At 43.0% G+C, this 3,400-nt stretch carries 3 protein-coding genes; 1 reads left to right on the top strand and 2 read right to left on the bottom strand.

The window, feature by feature from the left end; all coding sequences use genetic code 11:
• Positions 1-98: 98 nt before the first annotated feature.
• On the bottom strand, positions 99-1,058 hold the full coding sequence (locus F6K49_RS37835; RefSeq protein WP_293105353.1) for an ABC transporter permease: 960 nt from the start codon (positions 1,056-1,058) through the stop codon (positions 99-101).
• Between the two features lie 8 nt (positions 1,059-1,066).
• On the opposite strand from F6K49_RS37835, the gene F6K49_RS37830 reads away from it, so the two are divergent.
• Complete coding sequence (locus F6K49_RS37830) at positions 1,067-1,240, top strand: hypothetical protein (protein WP_293105350.1); 174 nt, start codon at positions 1,067-1,069, stop codon at positions 1,238-1,240.
• 282 nt (positions 1,241-1,522) lie between these two features.
• Here F6K49_RS37830 and F6K49_RS37825 read toward each other — a convergent pair whose 3' ends face one another.
• The gene (locus F6K49_RS37825) at positions 1,523-3,241 is read right to left on the bottom strand and encodes a peptide ABC transporter substrate-binding protein (protein WP_293105348.1); all 1,719 of its coding nucleotides are present in this window, start codon (positions 3,239-3,241) and stop codon (positions 1,523-1,525) included.
• Between the last annotated feature and the right edge of the window lie 159 nt (positions 3,242-3,400).

Genomic DNA, 3,400 nt, shown 5'->3' with positions numbered 1-3,400 from the left:
TCAAGACAGAGAATTGTGATAATTTTTCTTCCCTACTCCCTACTCCCTACTCCCTATTCCCTATTCCCTGTTCCCTGTTCCCTATTCCCTGTTCCCTACTATATTATCTTAACTCTCGGATCTAGAATGCCATAAAGGATATCAGCGACTAGATTGAAGACTACAATTAAAATAGCGTAGATAAAGGTAATGGCCATCACTACTGGTGTATCGTTTCGATAGATAGAATCAATCAGCAAGGCACCAATTCCAGGTACTCGGAATACTTGTTCAGTGATTAAAGCACCAGTGAATACAGTAGGAATATCTAGGGCGACTAAGGTAATAACAGGAATCAGAGCATTCCGTAAGATATGGCGATTGACCACTACAAATTGATGTAATCCCTTAGCGTAAGCAGTACGTACGTAGTCTTGATTTAGCTGTTCGAGTATGGATGAACGAATAAAACGCATCAATACTGCTGCTTGAAATAAGCCTAATACTACGATGGGCATGATAGACTGCTTGAATTGGATAACAAAACTATTCCAATCTGTTACCTTAAGGGTGCTATCGTAGATAAAAGGTAGCCAATTTAGCTGGACACTAAAAATAATAATGAACAGCAAACCAGTGAAAAAGGTTGGTAGAGAAAATCCTAGAAAGGCCAGAGTGGTGACAATGTTATCAAAGATAGAGTAACGTTTTAGTGCCGAAATTATTCCTAAGGGAAACGCCAGCAATACAGCAAAAATATAAGCGGAACCTACAACCCATAAGGTAGTAGGTAAGCGCTGGAGCATTAGGGCACTAACAGGACTACGGCTAGTGAAGGAATATCCCATATCCCCTTGGATAAATGACCACGCCCATTTAATATACCGAATCGGGATGGGTTGGTCTAAACCAAGGGAGCGACGAATATTCTCCCGCACTTCCGGAGTAATCGAAGGATTAGTCGCAAATTCCCCCATCGGGTCTCCAGGTGCTAAGGCCAGGATACCGAATACTACGATACTGATAGCAATCAAGGTAGGAATAGAGACTAAAAGACGATTAATTAGGTATCGCGTCATTGAAATTTATGATAGCGGTTTTCAATTTGGTAGGGAACAGGGAATCGGGAATCGGGAATCGGGAATCGGGAATCGGGAATCGGGAATCGGGAATCGGGAATCGGGAATCGGGGAAAAATATTGTCTACCTCATAACTATGGAAAATGCTATAGTTAATTTAATTTTGAATCTTAAATCTTGAATCTTGTTAATTAACTAATAAGCAATGAGTACTAATCTCATGTCATGATAATTACCCTTCATAAAAATCTCCCCATCTCCCCATATCCCCACACTCCCGTCAATTATGGTTATTCAAGCAGAGTTGATATAGCATTTGTATTTGAGATGTAAACTGAGACGATATTTTTTTATTTTCCTATAAAACTCTGGAGCTCTTGCCCCTGTTGCCTTTTGCCTCTTGCCTCTTGCCTTTTTCGGCAATCGATAACTTTACAACCCAGATACAAACGCTATATAACTATCACTTCCGCTTCCAATCCATAATGTTCCAAGTATTGCGATCCCATGGTGTTAAGTCATAACCCTCGAGCTGATTGCTAAACCCAGCTGCGTCAGCCCGATGGACAATGGGCAAAACTACCACATCATCTTTAACCAGTAAGTCATTCATCTGGATAAAGATTTTCCGACGTTTTTCTGGGTCTAACTCTTTTGTAGACTGCTCCCAAAGCTGATCGTATTTCGGATTACAGTAGCGAGAGACATTTTGCCCAGACCATTGATTAGCTTTCTGGGGAATTTCATCACAAGTATAGGTTTTCAGATAGGCACCAGGGTCGGGGCTATCATTGCCTGTGGTGTACATTTGTAGGTCAGCATAAAAGTGCTGGGTAGTATCGGTGTTGGCTGGATCACCAGAGAAATAAATACTGGCATCAATACTCTTGAGTTCTACCCCAACCCCAATGGAGGCTAGGGTCTGTTTGACAATTTCCTGGGTCTTCTGGCGCACGGGATTGACTGATGTCTGAAACAACACGGTCATCTCCACCCCATCTTTATCCCGAATCCCATTACCATTGGTATCTTTCCAGCCTGCTTGATCCAACAAGGTTACCGCTTTTTTAGGGTTAAATTCATAGGTAGTATTGGGAGAGTTATATTGCTCTGGTAACACTAAGAAATTCCCTGTGGCTTTGCCCGTTGCTCCATAAAGCTGTTGGGCAATGGTTTCCCGGTCTAGGGCTAGGTTAAACGCCTGACGCACTCGCTTGTCTTTGAAGAACGGATGGGGAAATTTGACACTAGAACGTTCTCCAGAAGGGGCTTGTTGATTGGGGTCGGTTTGATTGATTAAAATCCGTTCTACCAACGCCCCAAAGATAGCCACGACTTTACCTTTACCCCCTGCTTCCAGTCGCTTCAACACAGGTGCTTCCACTTGCAGATTGTAAGCATAATCGCCATCGCCCGTTTGTAAGACTGCTCTAGCAGCAGAGGTAGCATCACCACCACCTTTTAGTTCTACTCGCTCGAAATAGGGTTTATCCCCTTCTCGGAAGTTAGGGTTTGGCTGATAAACTACCGTATCCCCTGGCTTAAATTCTACGACCTGATAGGGACCGGTTCCTACTGCCATCAAGTTGGCTGGCGCTTGTCGTGCATTAGCACCATTGAAATCTTGATATAAATGGCGTGGCAAAATCATGCCATCACTACCGGAAAAGACTAAAAACCAAGCTGGATTAACATCCTTGAAGTTGACTTTGACTGTGTAGTCGTCGATTGCTTCAACGCTTTTAATAGTTTTATAAGTATTACCAGTGGTGGAACCTACGGCTGGATTGGTGATGAATTCATAAGTGAACACCACATCATCAGCCGTGAAAGGGGTGCCATCGGACCACTTTACATTGCGCTTTAGTTTCCAAGTCACCGACTTACCATCAGCAGCAATTCCACCATTCTCTACCGTAGGGACTTCTGCGGCCAAGAACAGCACCATCTCCCCATTTTTGTCATAACTCGTCAGGGGTTCCAGGGTAATCCGACTGGCTTCGGAATCCTTGTAACCATTGGAAAGATGGGGATTGAGGATAGTGGGTGCTTGCCAGTACAGGAGCTTCAAAGTACTGTCTTGATTGGACTGTAAAAGGCCACTATCAGGAGAATTACAGCCAGTTAAACACAAAAGACTCAATAGAATCAGGATATAGTATCTAGTCAAAAATCGTCCCACCAACTTTTCTCGTTCACATAAATTTGCCGCAATTGTTGCAATTCTGCCTCAAAACGTACACCTTTGACTAGACCAAGCAATTTTACCCACTCGGGATTTATAGTTGATTTGAGATACGGTGGTTACGGGGAATTTTTGGCTAAGTATTGTTAATATAAG

The organism is Moorena sp. SIO3I6, from assembly GCF_010672095.1.
Note: the sequence above shows the minus strand (reverse complement) of the source record. Positions and strands in the feature narration are given on the sequence as shown.